This window comes from Actinophytocola sp., assembly GCF_036002505.1.
GTDB lineage: Bacteria > Actinomycetota > Actinomycetes > Mycobacteriales > Pseudonocardiaceae > DASYTH01.
On sequence record NZ_DASYTH010000339.1, the window covers coordinates 1 to 15113 of the forward strand.

Genomic DNA, 15113 nt, shown 5'->3' on the forward strand with positions numbered 1-15113 from the left:
CAGCGTCTGCGCCTCGATCCCCTGCGCGGCGTCGACCAGCAGGACCGCGCCCTCACACGCCTCCAGGGCACGGGACACCTCGTAGGTGAAGTCCACGTGCCCCGGCGTGTCGATCATGTGCAGCACGTGGTCGCGCCCGCCGACCTGCCAGGGCAGCCGGACGTTCTGCGCCTTGATCGTGATGCCGCGCTCCCGCTCGATGTCCATCCGGTCGAGGTACTGCGCGCGCATGTCCCGCTCCTGGACCACGCCGGTGAACTGCAGCATCCGGTCGGCCAGCGTCGACTTGCCGTGGTCGATGTGCGCGATGATGCAGAAGTTGCGGATCTGCTCGGGCGCCGTGAACGTCGTGTCGGCGAACGTGGTCACTCAGATTCCTTATCGGGATCAGGGGCTACCCCTTCATCGTCCCACGTCGCCCCGGCTGCTCCGCGGACGCGCCGCGACGACACCCCCGGCGACGAGCCCGATCAGCACGATCACGAGCGGAATCGGGCCCACGGCGGTCACCACGTCGGACAGCACGCCCTGGACCTGGGCAGCCCCATCCACGACAGGGTCGGCGGCCTGGCCATCGGCGTGGTAAAGCCGCAGCTCGTAGAGCCCGTAGTAGCCCACATAACCGCCGGTGACCACCAGCAGCGCGCCGCCGACCCGCCCGACGTACGGCAGCACCCGCCGGAGACCGGTCGCCACCGCGGTGCTGGCCAGGGCCGCGCCGACGGCCAGCACGGCGACCACGACACCCATGCCGAGCGCGTAGGCGACGAACGCGAACGGCTCGCCACGCCGCAACGCGATCCCGGCCACCGCCAGGAACGGGCCGATCGCGCAGGACAGCGACGCGATCGCGAAGGCGACGCCGTACCCGAGCATGGAGGCGACCCGGGTGGTCGGGGCGCCCCGCTTCGGCTTGGGCAGCAGCAGGAACAGCTCCCGGCCGGCCAGCAGCAGGATCCCCATGACCACCAGGACGAGCCCGACCACGACGGTCACCACCGGCAGGTACCGCTGGAGTACACCGGCGAGCGGCGCGCCGAGCAGGCCGAAGATCCCGAACACGGCGACGAACCCGGCGGTCATCAGCCCGCTCGCGAGCAGCGCCCGCCCCACCCGGCCGGCCCGCGACGCGTCCTCGCCGGCCACCACCAGGGCCAGGTACCCGGGCAGCATCGCGAACCCGCAGGGGTTCACGGTCGCCAGCAAGCCGGCGAGCACCGCCAGCGCGAGATCGTCGGCCATCGGCGCTCAGCCGGCCAGCGCCCGCACCCGGTCGAGCAACTCGTTGGTGGGCAACTGCTTCAGCACCATCTCCACCGTCCCGTCGGCGGTGATGAACGCGTGCGCGGGCTGCTCGACCACGCCGAACCGCTTCCAGACCGCCGCGTCGGTGTCGGCGAGGTGCGGGAACGAGCCGAGGTCGTACTTCCGCACGAACTCCTGCATGGCCGGCACCTCGTCCTGCGCGGCGACCCCGAGGAAGGCGACCCGGCCGGCGGTCTCCTTCGCGGCCGCGGCGATGTCCTCGGCCTCACCCTGGCACCGCGGGCACCACGGCGCCCAGAACCACACCACCGCGGGCTTGCCGGCCAGGCTGGCCCCGGAGAAGTCCTTGCCGTCCAACGTTTTCGCGGTGAACCGCAGCTGCTCGGGCATCTTGACGCCGACGGCCCGGCCGCCCGACGCGGACCCTTCCGCATGTGCGCTGACCACGACCCGAGTCGACGCCAGCGGGGCGCCTGGCGACGCGCTCCTGGCTCCGCAGCCCGCGAGCGCAAGTCCCGCGCACATCACCGCCAACGCCAGGCGGACCCACGCCATGACCCGACCTCCTCGAAGTGGCCTCGGCACGCATCGTGCACCCAGGAACACGCGCCCGGGTACTTACCGGTTCATTACGCGCCGGGGGCGAGCCGGTTGTGCCATCCTCGGACAGGTGACCGAACCGGTGGTGGACGGGGAGACCGCCCGGGGATTGGCTCGGTCCCTCCGGGAGATCCTCCAGGCGGCCGAGCGTGTGCTGGCGCGGGACGGCGACTCGCCGCTGCTGCGCATGATCACCGAGCACATCGGGTGCCCGATCAGCCAGATCCCGAACGTGACCGAGCGCTGGCCCGCCTGGGAGCACGCCAACCTCCAGCGCGGTGTGGACGCCTACCTGGCCGAGCACTCCCCCGGTGCGGATTGGTTCGGGATCGGCGGTGCGCCCAAGATGCACACCGACCTGATGGACATGCTGACGATGGTGTCCGGCCCGCACATGTTCAGCCTGGGCCCGGTCGACTACACCAGCGTCGGGATCGCACCCGACCGCAGCATGGAGGCGGTGCAGTTCGGCCTGGTCCGCACGGCGGCGCCGGACGGGTCACCGGTCGTGCTCGGGGTGCGCGGACCGTCCGACTACCACCCGGAACCGACCTGTTCCCTGCAGGTGCTCGCCACCGCGCGGGAGACCGCGGGCGAGGTGCGCGAGTAGATCGTGCGGCTCATGAGCGAGCGGGATGTGTACCTCGGCCAGATTCTCACCTTCGGGGTGAGCGAGTTCCGTGGCAACTCCCTGCTCACCTTCCAACCACGACCGGAGCTGGCCGCGGACGAGGTCGTCCTGCCACCCGGGGTGCTGCGGACGATCGAACAGCACGTGGTCCTGGCGAGCGCCCGGACGCAAGCCCTCAGGGCGACCGGGCAGCATCTCAAGCGCGGGCTGCTGCTGCACGGCCCGCCCGGCACCGGCAAGACGCACACCGTCCGGTACCTGCTCGGCCGGCTCTCCGGCCGCACCGTGATCATCATGTCCGGCCGGGCGCTGCGCTTCATCGGCCAGGCCACCGCGCTGGCCCGCCGGCTGCAGCCGTCCGTCGTGGTGGTCGAGGACGTCGACCTGATCGCGCAGGACCGCTCGTTCTCCCCGCACGGCAGCAGCCCGCTGCTGTTCGAGTTGCTCAATGAGATGGATGGGGTGGGTGCGGACACCGACACCACGTTCGTGCTGACCACGAACCGGGTGGAGATCGTCGAGCACGCACTCACCGACCGGCCCGGCCGGGTCGACCTCGCCGTCGAGATCCCGCGCCCGGACGCCGATGCCCGCGAGCGCCTGCTCCGGCTGTACACCCGGGAGGCGACGCTGGACCTGCCGGATCCGGCCGCGATGATCGCGGCGACCGAGGGTGTCACCGCCTCGTTCATCCGCGAGTGGGCCCGCCGCGCGGTGCTGCGGGCGCTCGACCAGGACGGTCGGGCGCGGCTGGACCAGCCGACCCTGCGCACCGCCCTGGACGAGCTCCTCGACGAGCGCAACGCCCTGACCCGCAACATCCTCGGCGGCACCCCGACCGAACCCGGCGAGCACGCGGTGCCCCCACTCCCCTACCCACCCGCCGGCCAGGCCTTCATCGCCGAACCCGGCATCTTCCGGCCACTGCCCTGAACGCACTGAATGAGCCAGGCCGGGAAGCCGACCGAACTGGCGCGGTGTCAACCCTCGGCTACGTGAACACGGAACACGGCCACCCGAAACCGGGACACGGCTACGCGGAACCGGGACACGCCGAAGCGGTGGCCGCCGCCCGGGCGTGTCCCGCCTTCCGGTAGGCGTGTTCCGTCTCGGCGTAGTCATGTCCCGCCTTCCGGAAGCCAATCGCCCAATCACCCAGCCGCGGTTGACAACACGGCCGTTCCTTTAACTGAATGCGCCCGTTCATGGCACCTGGCTCCCCGGATGTTGCGGGCCGAGCAACATCTGCTGCGTTCGGGTGGACTTGCCCAGAACTGGCGCCGGCACGCTGGTTTGGCGAGGTCAGCGCGGCATCATCGGACCCATGCTGACCTCCGGCGGATACTCGGTCCGCGTCAGGATCATCGGCGAGGAGCTGCGCGCTCATCGCGAGGCGGCCGGGCTCACGCTGCGTGAGGCGGAGCAGAAGGCCGACATCGACAAGACCAAGCTCTGCCGGATGGAGAATGGGGAACGCCCGCAGAAGATCGAGGACGTGGCCTGCCTGCTCGCCGTTTACGGCGTCATCGGCGAGCAACGCCGGCATCTCCTGAACCTCACCCGCGAGGCAGACCGGCCTGGCCTGCTGCAACGCAACTCGTCTACGTTTGCTCAAAAGATCACGACGCTTCGGTTCCTGGAGTCCAGGGCCACTCGGTTGATCAACTTTGAGTGCCAGGTGATTCCCGGGCTGCTGCAGACGTTTCCCTATGCCGAGGCACTAATCCGCCATGGCGGCATGTTTGACAATGAGGTGGCCGCTGCACGAGCCATCGCACGCATCCACCGCCAGGGGGTGCTCCGAAAGTCCCGTGCGCCGCAATATCAGGCGATCATCATGGAAGGAGCGCTGCACAATCTCGTGGGCGACGACACGGTCATGCGCGACCAGCTCGTCTACCTGACCGAAGCGGCCAAACGACCCAACGTCAGCCTGCGGATCATCCCCGCCTCGGCCGGCAACCATCCGGGCGTCGACGGGCCGTTTCTCCGGCTGGACTTCGATCACCGTTCCGGCGTGGTCGTGCTCTGCAACCGCACCTCGAGCGTGTACCTGGAGAACGAGGAGGACCTCATGGATTGCGCCAACGTGGTGGTCGAACTGCTCAGCGTGGCGCTCGGCGAGGAAGAGTCGGTAGCCCTGGTAACGCGAATTGCCGCAACCTGGGGTGGCAGTTGATCAAGTGGCGCAAGAGCAGCCTCAGCGGTGGCACCGATGAGAATTGCGTCGAGATTGCGCACCTGCCGGGCGCCATCGCGATTCGCGACTCGAAGGACCCACGCGGACCGATGCTGGTGATTTCGGGCAGCTTCCCGGAAAACGTAGCGGTCAGGCAAGGCGGGTGACGTCCACCGAGACCTCGATGGCCGACGCCGCGCCGCCGGAGTAGGTGCCTTTCAAGGGGGACACGTCGGCGTAGTCGCGGGCCATGGCGACCCAGATGTGGCGGGGCCCGATCTCCACGTCGTTGGTCGGGTCGAAGCCCCACCAGCCGCCGGTCCAGGCCTCGATCCAGGCGTGGCTCTCGCCGCGGACGGTCTCGCCGATCCGCGCGTCCGGCTTGGGGTGCAGGTAGCCCGACACGTACCGGGACGGGATGCCGATGGCGCGCAGCACGGCCAGGGTCAGGTGCGCGTAGTCCTGGCAGACGCCCTCGCGTGCCTCCCAGGCGTCCATCGCCGAGGAGTGCACCCCGGTGGTGCCGGGCTGGTAGGTCAGCTTGTCGTGCACCCACTCGGACACCGCGAGCACCGCCTCCGCCGGCGTGCGGCCCTTGCGCAGCGACCGGGCGATCCCGGCGAGCTCCCGATGCTTCGGCACGTACGGAGTCCACTCGAGGTACTCGGCGTACCGGTCGACCACCGCGGACGATCGCAGGTCCGCCCAGGACGCGCCGTCGGCCGGCGAGGTGATGTCGCCGGTCTCCACCACGGCCGAGGAGACGATCTTCAGCTCGGTGTGCGGGGCATGCAGGTCGAACGCGGTGACCTCGGTGCCCCAGTAGTCGGTGTAGCGGTAGGAGCGGGTGGCCGGGGTGGTCTCCACGCGGCTGACCACGAGGTTCTGCCGGCGGTCGCTGCGCGGGGTGAGCCGGGCCTCGTTGTACGACTGGGTGACCGGCGACTCGTACCGGTACCCGGTGGTGTGGACCACGCGAATCCGCCAGTTCACAACGACACCTCCGCGTTGGTCCAGGCCACCCACGGCACCGAGTGGAAGTACTGCAGCGCAACAGCTTCGCCCACGTCCCGCACCATTTCCTGAATGGACTTCAGCCGCCCGTTGAGATCCGACAGCAGGTCGTCCGGCCGGAGGAACTCGAGGTCGCTGCGGGCCTTGCCGAGCAGCCGGATGGCCTCGCCCTTGGCGCCGACCCGGGCCGTCGGGCGATGGTCGAGCTGCTCGAGGCACGACTCCGCCTGGCGCAGCGCATGGAACACCGAGCGCGGGAACAGCCGGTCCAGCAACAGGAACTGCACCACCCGGCCGGCGTCCAGGGCACCCCGGTAGGTGCGCAGGTAGGTGTCGTGCGCGCCGGCCGAGCGCAGCACGGTGACCCAGCCCGGGGAGGACGGCTTGTCCCCGACCCGGGACATCAGCAGCCGCACGATCATGTCCACCCGCTCGACCGACCGGCCCAGCACCAGGAAGCGCCAGCCGTCGTCGCGGCTCATGGTCGAGTCGGCGAGCCCGGCGAACATCGCCGAACGCTCCTCGACGAACGAGAAGAACGCGTGCGGGCCGAACCGCTTCGCCTCGCGCTGCCGCTCCGGCACGGCGTTCCACATCGCGTTGATGCACTCCCAGAGCTCGGTGGAGACGACCTCGCGGGCACCGCGGGCGTTCTCCCGGGCGCTGGAGATCGACGAGACGATCGAGCCCGGATGGTCACGGGAGAACGCGACCAGGTCGGTCAGCGGGCGCACGTCCAGCTCGGCACCGGCCGGGGCGGTGATGCCCAGCACGGTGAGCAGCTGCCGGGAGGTCGCGTCCGCGTCGACGGTGGCGTCCTCCAGCAGGTGGTGCACCGACACGTCGAGAATCCGGGCGGTGTCATCGGCCCGCTCGACATAGCGGCCGATCCAGTACAGCGACTCGGCGTTGCGCGCCAGCATCCCGAACCACCTCCCTACTGCTGTTGCTGTTGCTGAGCGTGGCTGAGCTCCGGGCCCTGCTCCGGCGCGATCTCGTCGGGTGGCGGGCCGCCGGCCAGGCCCTTGCCGCTGAGCTCGGGGTCCGCCGTGGACGATCGGGCGGCGAGCACCCAGGTGTCCTTGGATCCCCCGCCCTGCGAGGAGTTCACCACGAGGCTGCCCTCCGGCACGGCCACCCGGGTCAGCCCACCGGGCAGGACGAACACCGACTTCCCGTCGTTGACCGCGAACGGCCGGAGATCCACGTGCCGCGGCCGCAGCCACTGGCCCACCTTCGTCGGCACCGTGGACAGCTGCACCACCGGCTGCGCGATCCAGCCCCGCGGGTTGGCCCGGATCCGCTTGCGCAGCGCGGAAAGCTCGGCGACGCTCGCGTCCGGGCCGAACACGATGCCGTACCCGCCGGACCCCTCCACGGGCTTGACCACCAGCTCGCTCACCCGGTCCAGCGCCTGCTCCCGCTCGTCCGGCAGCCAGCACCGCAACGTGTCCACATTGGGCAGCAGCGGCGTCTCACTCAGGTAGTACTTCAGGATGTCCGGCAGGTAGGTGTAGACCAGCTTGTCGTCCCCGACGCCGTTCCCGACCGCGTTCGCGATCACCACGTTGCCCGCCCGCGCCGCGTTGAGCAGGCCGGCGATGCCGAGCACCGAGTCCGGCCGGAACTGCACGGGATCCAGGTACTCGTCGTCGATCCGCCGGTAGACCACGTCGACCGGGCGCTCGCCCTGCGTGGTGCGCATGTAGACCGCGTTGTCCCGGCAGAACAGGTCCCGGCCCTCGACCAGTTCGACGCCCATCTGCCGGGCCAGCAGCGAATGCTCGAAGTAGGCGGAGTTGGCCACGCCCGGGGTCAGCACCACCACGTTGGGGTCGGCCACGTTCGCCGCGGCCGCCGCCCGCAGCGCGCGCAGCAGGTGCACGGCGTAGTCGCCGACCGCGCGCACCCGGTGCTTGGCGAACAGGTCCGGGAACACCCGGGCCATCGTCCGCCGGTTCTCCATCACGTAGGACACCCCGGACGGGCAGCGCAGGTTGTCCTCCAGCACCCGGAACACGCCGTCCTCGTCGCGCACCACGTCGATGCCGGCCACGTGGATGCGCACCCCGTTGGGCGGCACGAGGCCGGCGGCCTGCCGCTGGAAGTGCGCGCAGGAGGTGACCAGGCGCTTGGGCAGCACGCCGTCCCGGATGATCTGCTGGTCGCCGTAGATGTCGGCGAGGAACGCCTCCAGCGCGCGGACCCGTTGCACCAGGCCGCGTTCCAGCCGGGCCCACTCCCCCGCGGTGATCACCCGGGGCACCAGGTCGAGCGGGAACGGCCGTTCCTGGCCGGACAGTGAGAACGTGATCCCCTGGTCGACGAGCGCCCGGTCCAGCGCCTCCGACCGCGCGGTCAGCTCGGCCGGGCGCGCGGGTGCCAGCGACTCGTGCAGCCGGCGGTAGGCCGAGCGCACCGTGCCGTCCGCGGCGAACATCTCGTCGTAGGCCGCGGCGTGCGGCCGGTTCGGATCGAGGTAGCCGTCGAACAGCTCACCCGTCTCCCGGCGAGCCGGACGCCTGCGCCTACTCGATCGTTCCATCTGCAGATGATTACCTACGACCGGTGCCTCGCGCACCCGTTCCGTGGTCGTGGGATCATCACCCCCGCTGGTCGCGGCGCAACGGATGATCCGCGGGCACCTCGACCACGACGATGCGCAGCCCGTCCGGATCGGAGATCCACATCTCGTGCAGACCCCACGGCTCCCGGCGCGGCTCGCGCAGCACCGGGACGTCCCGATCCGCGAGCTCCCGCGCGGTCGCGTCGAGATCCCGGACCTGCAGCCACAGCACCACGTCCGGACCCGGCCCGGGCCCACCCTTTCCGGACACCTCGAGAAGACCGTTGCCCAGGAAGAACACCGTGCCGCCGGGGAACTCGCGGTACACCGCGAGCCCGAGCGTGTCCCGGTAGAACGCCAGCGACCGCTCCCGGTCCCGCGGCCGCAGCAGGATCCGGCTGCTCAGCAACTCCACGACCCCAAGGGTGCCGCATGAGCGCAGACCCCGAGGACGACCCTCGCCCGGCCCACGGTGCGGTCCGGCAGATCTACACGTCCTCCGCCGCCGACACCATCGCCTACGCCCCCGACCTCGACGGCCGCGCGGATCCCGGCGAGATCGTCTGGGCCTGGGTGCCGTACGAGGACTTCCCGGCGCGCGGCAAGGACCGCCCGCTGCTCGTCGTGGGGCGCAACGGCACCATGCTTCGCGGCCTGATGCTCTCCAGCCGGCATCCGCGGCCCGGCGACGACGACTGGCTGGAGCTCGGCGCGGGCGGCTGGGACCACGACGGCCGGGCCTCCTACATCCGGCTGGACCGGCTCTACGAGCTCGGCGAGCGGGACATCCGCCGCGAGGGCGCGGTGCTCGAAGCCGACCGGTTCGCCCTCGTCGCGGCCGCCCTGCGGGACCGGTACGGCTGGTCCTAGATGGCGATCGCGGCGACGCCGGCGAGCACCACGACCGCGCCGGTGAGCCGGCGCCGCGGGTTCGGCTCGCCCAGCACCAGCCAGGCTGCGAGGCTGCCGAACACGATGGAGAGCTCCCGGGCCGGCGCCACCAGGCTCACCGGCGCGAGCCGCAGCGCGAACAGCACCAGCAGGTAGGCGAGTTGGGCCAGCACCGCGACCATGACCACCGCCCGCCAGTGCGACCGCCACAGCGTCCCCAACTGCGCCCGTCTGGTCAGCGCCAGCGGGCTGAGCAGGACGAACTGGCACAGCCCCGAACCGATCAGCAGGGCCGCCGGCGGCACCGCCAGCGCCGTCACCGCGCGCGCGTCCCACAGCGTGTAGGCGGCGATCACGGCACCGGTGGCCAACCCGTACAGCGCGCCCGCGGACCAGGTCATCGCCGCCGAGCCGAGGCCGCCGATCACCAGGACACCGGCGACCACCGCGCCCGCCCCGACCAGCGCCAGCACACCCGGCCGCTCGCCGAGCAGCGGGATCGCGGCCAGCACGGAGAGCATCGGGCCGGACCCGCGAGCCAGCGGGTACACCACCGAAAGGTCGCCCACCGCGTATCCCCGCTGCAACAGCAGGAAGTAGCCGACCTCCAGGACCCCGCTCACGGCCATGGCGAGCAGCCAGACCGGCTCCGGCGCCTGCCCCGCCACGACCAGGCCGACGACGGCGAGCGGCACGAAGATCGCCGCGCTCACCGCCGTGAACAGCCAGACGAACGCCGCTCCCGCACCGGCGACCCGCTTGGCGCACAGGTTCCATCCGGCATGGGCCAGCGCGGCGGCAACGACGAGGGCAATGGCGGTGGGGTGCATGGTGAACATCATCGGAGCACCGCGTCCTGCCAAGATGGTCCGATGCACGACTACGCCGCGCTGTACCCGAGCCTGCGCTTCGCCGACCTCGGCGGCGGGGTGCTCGAGGTGACCATGTCCGCGCCCGGCCGGCTGAACGCGGTCGGCCACGAGGGCCATCGCGAGCTGTGCGAGGTCTGGACCACGATCGACCGTGACCCGGACGTGCGGGTGGCGATCGTCCGCGGCGAGGGCGGCGTGTTCTCCTCCGGCGGCGACCTCGACCTGGTGACCGACATGTCACAGGACTTCGCGGTGCGCATCCGGGTGCTCCGCGAGGCGCGGGACCTGGTCTACAACGTGATCAACTGCGCGAAGCCGGTGGTGTCCGCGATCGAGGGTCCGGCCGTCGGCGCGGGCCTCGTCGTCGGCCTGCTGGCGGACGTGTCGATCGCGGCCCGGGACGCGCGGATCATGGACGGGCACACCCGGCTCGGCGTCGCGGCGGGTGACCACGCGGCGATCATCTGGCCGTTGCTGTGCGGGATGGCCAAGGCCAAATACCACCTGCTCACCTGCGAACCGGTGTCCGGCGAGGAGGCCGAGCGGATCGGCCTGGTGTCGCTCTGCGTGGAGCCGGCGGACCTGCACGAGACCGCCCGCCAGGTGGCCCGCCGGCTCGCTTCCGGCTCGCAGAGCGCCATGCGGTGGACCAAGTACGCGCTCAACAACTGGCTCCGGGTGGCCGGGCCGATCTTCGACGCCTCGCTGGGTCTGGAGTTCCTCGGCTTCTCCGGGCCCGACGTCACCGAGGGCGTGGCCGCGATCCGGGCGAAACGGCCGGCCCAGTTCTCCGGCCCCGCCTCGGAGTAGTCCTCACGCCTAATCCTTCCTTGGGCAAGCCCCCAGACCCCGGAGGGGGCTCAGCCCCCACACCCCCCTTTGTTATCCTTGCTCGTCCGTGCCGTGCGGCATTCCGTTCTGGAGGAAGCCCGCACCCGCGGGGCCGGCAACACGCTGCGGCACGGGCATCCATGATCGACATCGAGGAGTACTTCGCATGGCCAACATCAAGTCCCAGATCAAGCGGATCAAGACGAACGAGAAGGCGCGGCTGCGCAACAAGTCCGTCAAGTCCTCGGTGAAGACCGCGATCCGCAAGTTCCGCGAGGCCGCCGAGGCAGGCGACAAGGAGAAGGCCGTCGAGCTGCTCCGCGACGCCGGCAAGAAGCTCGACAAGGCCGCCAGCAAGGGCGTCATCCACGCCAACCAGGCCGCCAACAAGAAGTCGGCAATGGCCAAGCGCGCCAACAGCCTCTGATTCTGAGCCTTCCCTGGGCGGCCCTGCCCGGCAGGGCCGCCTTTCCGTATGCGCTCAGTCCGTGTGCCGGTGTGCCTTGGCCAGTCTCAGGATGGCGTTCTGCAGGGCGTAGTCGGGGTCGGCGGCCACGCCCTTCACGTCGGCGTTGACGTCGGCGACGATCTGCATGGCGTCGGCGAGTCCGGCCGGGTGCCAGCCCTTGGACTGGGCCAGGGCCTTGCGCACCTTCCAGGTGGGCATGCCCAGCTCCGAGGACAGCCGGAAGGGGTCGGCGCGCCCGGCCCCGGCGACCTTGGCCACCGTACGCACGGCGTCGGCGAGCGCGTCGGCCACCAGCACGTGCGGCACGCCGAGCTGCATGGCCCAGCGCAGGGACTCGAGCGCGGCGGCCACGTCGCCGGTGATCGCCTTCTCGGCGACCGCGAACCCGGTCACGTCGGCCCGCCCGCGGTGGTAGCGGCGCACCGACTCGGCGGTGACCGGGCCGTCGGTGTCCGCGACGAGCTGTGCGGCGGCCGCGGCCAGCTCCCGCAGGTCCGAGCCGACGGCGTCGATCAGCGCGACCACCGCCTCGCCGTCGCTCTTGCCGCCCGCACGCCGGATCTCGTTGCGCACGAACGCTTCCCGCTCGGCCGGCTTGGTGATCTTCGCGCACTCGGCGACCGCGGCACCGGCCGACTTCAGCGCGGCGACCAGATCCTTGGCGGGCTTGCGCCCACCACCGCTGTGCACCACGACGAGCACGACCCCGTCGGCCGGCTGCCGGGCGTACCCGGCGATCGCGCCCGCGATCTCCTGCCCGGCCTCGTGCGCGCCGTCCAGCACGATCACCCGGCCCTCGGCGAACAGCGACGGGCTGACCAGTTCGGCCAGCTCCGGCGGGGTGATATCGGGTACCCGCGCCCTGGTCAGCTCGGCCGCCGGGTCGGCCAGCCGGGCGGCCTCGAACGCCGCCCGAATGGCCCGCTCGACCAGCAGCTCCTCCTCGCCGAGCACAAGTTGGACGGGCACCGGGGTGACGGCCGGCGCGCTCACCGGCAATGTCCCTTCACGGCGCCAACTCTGCCAGAACGGCGGCGCGGCGCCCGCGCGGACACCTCCGAACGTGCGCACTGTTCTCGAATCCTGGACAACCGGTTGGCTCGGCCCTGCCCGGGTGCCGTACCGTGTCGAGAGGGCCCGGCCAGGCGGCCGGCCCGACGACAACTGAATACAGCTCATCCAGAGGGGCAGAGGGAACGGCCCGACGAAGCCCCGGCAACCGGCGTGAGCCATCGCGTACTCGCGAGGACCGCCACGACCACGGTGCCAATTCCGACCCGTCCGCGGGACAGATGAGGAGAGGACCTCGCGATGACGACTGTCAGCCTGCCCCACACCACCACGTTCGACCTCGGCCCGGCGCGTGCCCTGTCCTGCCGGGAGTGCGGGCACCGGATCCTGCTCGCCGCCGAGTTCGCCTGCGCCGAGTGTTTCGGCCCGCTCGAGGTGGCCTACGACTTCGGCACGGTCACCCGGGCGGACATCGAGTCCGGACCCAGGTCCATCTGGCGCTACCGCCGGCTGCTGCCCGTACCGTCCGATGTGGACACTTACCCGAACACCCAGCCCGGCCTGACCCGCCTGGTGAAGGCGGACCGGCTGGCCGCCGCCCTGGGCGTGCGCTCGCTCTGGGTCAAGGACGACACCGGCAACCCCACCCACTCGTTCAAGGACCGGGTCGTCGCCGTCGCCCTGGCCGCCGCCCGGCAGCTCGGCTTCACCGTGCTCGCCTGCCCGTCCACCGGCAACCTCGCCAACGCCGTCGCCGCCGCGGCGGCGCGCGCCGGCTGGCAGTCCGTGGTGCTGATCCCCGCCTCCCTGGAGCGGGCCAAGATCCTCACCACGGCCGTCTACGACGGCGCGCTGATCGCCGTCGACGGCAACTACGACGACGTGAACCGCCTCGCCACCGAGCTGGCCGCCGAGCACGAGGACTGGGCGTTCGTCAACGTCAACGTGCGTCCCTACTACGCCGAGGGCTCCAAGACGCTCGGCTACGAGGTCGCCGAGCAACTCGGCTGGCGCCTCCCCGGCCAGATCGTGGTCCCGGTCGCCTCCGGCGCCCAGCTGACCAAGGTGGACAAGGGTTTCCGCGAGTTCGGCGAGCTCGGCCTGGTCGAGCCGACCCCGTACCGGGTCTTCGGTGCCCAGGCCACCGGCTGCAGCCCGGTCGCGGCCGCCTTCAAGGCCGGCCACGACGTGGTCAGCCCGGTCAAGCCGAACACGATCGCCCGCTCGCTGGCCATCGGCGCCCCCGCCGACGGCCCGTACGTGCTGGACGCCGTCCGGCGCACCGGAGGCGCGGTCGAGGACGTCTCCGACGATGAGATCGTCGCCGGCATCCGCCTCCTCGCCCGCACGGAGGGCATCTTCGCCGAGACCGCCGGCGGGGTCACCGTCGCCACCGCCAAGAAGCTGATCGACACCGGCCAGCTCGACCCCGATGCCGAAACCGTCCTGCTGATCACCGGCGACGGCCTCAAGACCCTCGACGCCATCCAGGACTGCGTCGGCCCCCGCGCCACCGTCCCGCCCTCCACCGAAGCGGTCCGCCAGGCCCTGCAGGACCGCCTCTCCGGAATTTGATGCGGTCGTTGCGTTCTCGGGGAACGCCGCGGTTGTCAGGTGAATTGTGGCTGGGTGCCGTCACGGTCCCCTGAGGTGCGGTTGATTGGGGCGAGGCAAGCCGGAACGGTGCGGCCGGCCGTCAGGCGTGGGGTGGTGCTCGCGGGTGACCTCGGACGACGGGTCGCGGGCCGCCGGCGCCCGGCACGATGGCGCTGTCGCCGGCCGTGTCGGTGCGCAGCACCTGGCTGCCGCGCCGGGTGAGGAAGCCGAGAGTCTGCGGGCTGGGGTGGCCGTAGCGGTTACCGGCGCCGACGCTGACCACGGCGACCCGGGCGCGGGTCGCGTCGAGAAAGTCGGGCGCGGAGTAGCGGGAGCCGTGGTGCGGGACCTTGAGGATGTCGGCGGTCAGGTCGACCCGCGCGGTGAGCAGGTCGGCCTGGGCGGCCAGCTCGATGTCGCCGGTCAGCAGGACCCGGCCGGCCGGAGTCAGCGCCCGGAGTACCAATGACGAGTTGTTGATCTCCGTTCCGTCCGCGCCGGCCCGCGGCTGCGCCTCGGCCGGGCGCGGACCCAGCACCTCGATGGTCAGGCCGGGCCAGCTCAACCGCTGCCCGGCGGCGAGCTGGACGACCGGGACGCCGGCCCGGGCGGCGTCACCGGACACGTCGCCCCACGCCCAGCCGGGGACCCGCGCCGGGCCAACCGCCACGCCACCGACCGCCCGGCCGGCGAGCACCGCGGCCAGCCCGCCGATGTGGTCGGCATGCAGGTGACTCATGATCACCAGCGGCACGCTGCGGACGGCGAGCCGGTCCAGGCAGTCCGCGACCGGGCCGGGCTCCGGTCCGGTGTCCACCACGACCGCCCGGCCGGCGTCCGCGGTCGCCAGGACGACCGCGTCGCCCTGGGCGAATGACGCACAATGGCACCATGAGCACTTCCAAGCCCCGGGCACTCTCGGTGGTCCGGCTGTCCTCCCTGAGGGACGAGAGCACCAGCCCCGAGCGGCAGCGCGAGCACAACCTAAGCACGATCGATCGCAACGGGTGGACCCTGGCCGGTGAGGCGGAAGACCTGGATGTTTCCGCTACTCGGTACTCGCCGATGGAACGGCCAGAACTAGGAAACTGGCTCGGGGACCGGGCCAGCGAGTTCGATGTGATCGTGTTCTGGCGGCTCGACCGGTTCATCCGGTCGCTGTTCGACTTCACCGAGATCATCCGGTG

The 15113-nt window shown here is 71.3% G+C and carries 18 protein-coding genes, 1 pseudogene and 1 riboswitch; of the genes and pseudogenes, 9 read left to right on the forward strand and 10 right to left on the reverse strand.

What is annotated here, in order from left to right:
• The 3 genes from VGR06_RS29695 to VGR06_RS29705 all read right to left on the reverse strand — a co-directional run.
• A partial coding sequence (locus VGR06_RS29695) for a GTP-binding protein (protein WP_327562463.1) occupies positions 1-369 on the reverse strand: 369 nt, incomplete at its 3' end.
• Between the two features lie 33 nt (positions 370-402).
• The gene (locus VGR06_RS29700; protein ID WP_327562464.1) at positions 403-1242 is read right to left on the reverse strand and encodes a cytochrome c biogenesis CcdA family protein; all 840 of its coding nucleotides are present in this window, start codon (positions 1240-1242) and stop codon (positions 403-405) included.
• A 6-nt stretch (positions 1243-1248) separates the two neighbouring features.
• Entirely contained in the window at positions 1249-1821 is a 573-nt protein-coding gene (locus VGR06_RS29705; RefSeq protein ID WP_327562465.1) for a redoxin domain-containing protein, read from the reverse strand.
• 115 nt (positions 1822-1936) lie between these two features.
• Here VGR06_RS29705 and VGR06_RS29710 point away from each other — a divergent pair, with 115 nt between their 5' ends.
• The 4 genes from VGR06_RS29710 to VGR06_RS29725 all read left to right on the forward strand — a co-directional run bounded on the left by VGR06_RS29710 (position 1937) and on the right by VGR06_RS29725 (position 4843).
• Positions 1937-2476: a hypothetical protein gene (locus VGR06_RS29710; RefSeq protein WP_327562466.1), complete on the forward strand. Its 540-nt coding sequence runs from the start codon at positions 1937-1939 to the stop codon at positions 2474-2476.
• A 12-nt stretch (positions 2477-2488) separates the two neighbouring features.
• A complete protein-coding gene (locus tag VGR06_RS29715) occupies positions 2489-3430 on the forward strand; it encodes an ATP-binding protein (protein WP_327562467.1) in 942 nt (313 codons plus the stop codon).
• A gap of 391 nt (positions 3431-3821) precedes the next feature.
• Entirely contained in the window at positions 3822-4676 is an 855-nt protein-coding gene (locus VGR06_RS29720) for a helix-turn-helix transcriptional regulator (RefSeq protein WP_327562468.1), read from the forward strand.
• Positions 4673-4843, forward strand: coding sequence for a DUF397 domain-containing protein (locus VGR06_RS29725; protein ID WP_327562469.1), 171 nt, complete (start codon positions 4673-4675; stop codon positions 4841-4843). Before VGR06_RS29720 ends, VGR06_RS29725 begins: the two co-directional genes overlap by 4 nt.
• On the opposite strand, the gene VGR06_RS29730 is transcribed toward VGR06_RS29725, so the two are convergent.
• From VGR06_RS29730 to VGR06_RS29745, 4 genes are read right to left on the reverse strand one after another with little or no spacing between them, the layout of a single operon-like run.
• Positions 4827-5669, reverse strand: a complete 843-nt coding sequence (locus VGR06_RS29730; protein ID WP_327562470.1) for a transglutaminase family protein — start codon at positions 5667-5669, stop codon at positions 4827-4829. The two genes, VGR06_RS29725 and VGR06_RS29730, sit on opposite strands and share 17 nt — an antisense overlap.
• Positions 5666-6613 (reverse strand): alpha-E domain-containing protein, encoded by a 948-nt coding sequence (locus VGR06_RS29735; protein WP_327562471.1) that lies wholly within the window; start codon positions 6611-6613, stop codon positions 5666-5668. The genes VGR06_RS29730 and VGR06_RS29735 overlap by 4 nt, the downstream gene beginning before the upstream one ends.
• Before the next feature lie 14 nt (positions 6614-6627).
• Positions 6628-8235: a circularly permuted type 2 ATP-grasp protein gene (locus VGR06_RS29740; protein ID WP_327562472.1), complete on the reverse strand. Its 1608-nt coding sequence runs from the start codon at positions 8233-8235 to the stop codon at positions 6628-6630.
• Between the two features lie 58 nt (positions 8236-8293).
• Positions 8294-8671 carry a VOC family protein gene (locus VGR06_RS29745; RefSeq protein ID WP_327562473.1) on the reverse strand — a complete coding sequence of 126 codons (378 nt, stop codon included), beginning with the start codon at positions 8669-8671 and terminating at the stop codon, positions 8294-8296.
• 17 nt (positions 8672-8688) lie between these two features.
• On the opposite strand from VGR06_RS29745, the gene VGR06_RS29750 reads away from it, so the two are divergent.
• On the forward strand, positions 8689-9126 hold the full coding sequence (locus tag VGR06_RS29750) for a type II toxin-antitoxin system PemK/MazF family toxin (protein ID WP_327562474.1): 438 nt from the start codon (positions 8689-8691) through the stop codon (positions 9124-9126).
• Here the strand turns inward: VGR06_RS29750 and VGR06_RS29755 are convergent.
• Positions 9123-9977 carry an EamA family transporter gene (locus VGR06_RS29755; RefSeq protein WP_327562479.1) on the reverse strand — a complete coding sequence of 285 codons (855 nt, stop codon included), beginning with the start codon at positions 9975-9977 and terminating at the stop codon, positions 9123-9125. The genes VGR06_RS29750 and VGR06_RS29755 overlap by 4 nt on opposite strands.
• 42 nt (positions 9978-10019) lie before the next feature.
• On the opposite strand from VGR06_RS29755, the gene VGR06_RS29760 reads away from it, so the two are divergent.
• Complete coding sequence (locus VGR06_RS29760; protein ID WP_327562475.1) at positions 10020-10829, forward strand: enoyl-CoA hydratase/isomerase family protein; 810 nt, start codon at positions 10020-10022, stop codon at positions 10827-10829.
• A 187-nt stretch (positions 10830-11016) separates the two neighbouring features.
• Positions 11017-11277 (forward strand): 30S ribosomal protein S20, encoded by a 261-nt coding sequence (rpsT, locus tag VGR06_RS29765; protein ID WP_327562476.1) that lies wholly within the window; start codon positions 11017-11019, stop codon positions 11275-11277.
• A 54-nt stretch (positions 11278-11331) separates the two neighbouring features.
• Here the strand turns inward: rpsT and holA are convergent, their stop codons facing one another.
• Complete coding sequence (gene holA, locus VGR06_RS29770; protein ID WP_327562480.1) at positions 11332-12312, reverse strand: DNA polymerase III subunit delta; 981 nt, start codon at positions 12310-12312, stop codon at positions 11332-11334.
• A gap of 179 nt (positions 12313-12491) precedes the next feature.
• Positions 12492-12618: riboswitch (SAM riboswitch) on the forward strand.
• Positions 12619-12630: 12 nt separating this feature from the next.
• On the opposite strand from holA, the gene thrC reads away from it, so the two are divergent.
• Entirely contained in the window at positions 12631-13905 is a 1275-nt protein-coding gene (thrC, locus tag VGR06_RS29775; RefSeq protein ID WP_327562477.1) for a threonine synthase, read from the forward strand.
• A gap of 121 nt (positions 13906-14026) precedes the next feature.
• Here thrC and VGR06_RS29780 read toward each other — a convergent pair.
• A pseudogene (locus VGR06_RS29780) lies at positions 14027-14863 on the reverse strand (ComEC/Rec2 family competence protein); the annotation flags it as partial.
• Here VGR06_RS29780 and VGR06_RS29785 point away from each other — a divergent pair.
• Positions 14818-15113 (forward strand): recombinase family protein (locus tag VGR06_RS29785; protein ID WP_327562478.1); only part of this gene is annotated, 296 nt, incomplete at its 3' end. The pseudogene VGR06_RS29780 and the gene VGR06_RS29785 overlap by 46 nt on opposite strands.

Excerpts from the sequence above, each read along its gene's own strand:
- VGR06_RS29700 (WP_327562464.1), bottom strand. The coding sequence starts at position 1,242 with ATGGCCGACGATCTCGCGCTGGCGGTGCTCGCCGGCTTGCTGGCGACC.
- VGR06_RS29705 (WP_327562465.1), bottom strand. The coding sequence starts at position 1,821 with ATGGCGTGGGTCCGCCTGGCGTTGGCGGTGATGTGCGCGGGACTTGCG.
- VGR06_RS29715 (WP_327562467.1), top strand. The coding sequence starts at position 2,489 with ATGAGCGAGCGGGATGTGTACCTCGGCCAGATTCTCACCTTCGGGGTG.
- VGR06_RS29720 (WP_327562468.1), top strand. The coding sequence starts at position 3,822 with ATGCTGACCTCCGGCGGATACTCGGTCCGCGTCAGGATCATCGGCGAG.
- VGR06_RS29735 (WP_327562471.1), bottom strand. The coding sequence starts at position 6,613 with ATGCTGGCGCGCAACGCCGAGTCGCTGTACTGGATCGGCCGCTATGTC.
- VGR06_RS29740 (WP_327562472.1), bottom strand. The coding sequence starts at position 8,235 with ATGGAACGATCGAGTAGGCGCAGGCGTCCGGCTCGCCGGGAGACGGGT.
- VGR06_RS29750 (WP_327562474.1), top strand. The coding sequence starts at position 8,689 with ATGAGCGCAGACCCCGAGGACGACCCTCGCCCGGCCCACGGTGCGGTC.
- VGR06_RS29755 (WP_327562479.1), bottom strand. The coding sequence starts at position 9,977 with ATGCACCCCACCGCCATTGCCCTCGTCGTTGCCGCCGCGCTGGCCCAT.
- VGR06_RS29760 (WP_327562475.1), top strand. The coding sequence starts at position 10,020 with ATGCACGACTACGCCGCGCTGTACCCGAGCCTGCGCTTCGCCGACCTC.
- rpsT (WP_327562476.1), top strand. The coding sequence starts at position 11,017 with ATGGCCAACATCAAGTCCCAGATCAAGCGGATCAAGACGAACGAGAAG.
- thrC (WP_327562477.1), top strand. The coding sequence starts at position 12,631 with ATGACGACTGTCAGCCTGCCCCACACCACCACGTTCGACCTCGGCCCG.